The organism is Lysinibacillus sp. 10T31 (assembly GCF_056394365.1).
Genome location: NZ_JBFTHS010000251.1, coordinates 1 through 384, shown reverse-complemented (window position 1 = coordinate 384; position 384 = coordinate 1). Strand labels below are relative to the sequence as shown.

The following is a 384-nucleotide window of genomic DNA, read 5'->3' as shown; positions in this document are numbered from 1 at the left end:
GCACGCAGCTATGCCCGCGCGCTGATCGACAATCGGGTGCCGGTGGCCCTGCGCGACATCGACCTGGACCTCCCGCACGGCTGGGATGACCGCGCGCTGGATGCCTACATCGACAATGACGTGCCGCATCCGGTCAGCATCATTTTCGTCAATCCGGATTATCTGGAACGCGCACTGCAGGACATCGGCCGGGCGCGCCTGCAGGGGCGCTACCTGATTGCCTGTTGGTTCTGGGAGTTGGAGACCATTCCTGACAGTTGGTTGCCAGCGTTGTCCCACGTGGACGAGATCCTCGTAGCCAGCGCTTTTGTCGAACAGGCCGTGAGGAAAGTCACTGACAAGCCGGTGCTGCGCATCCCGATGCCGCTTGGCACGATCGAGGAC

1 pseudogene is annotated in these 384 nt (G+C 62.5%); it reads left to right on the top strand.

From position 1 onward, the window contains the following. A pseudogene (locus AC1DCY_RS27890) lies at nucleotides 1–384 on the top strand (hypothetical protein); the annotation flags it as partial.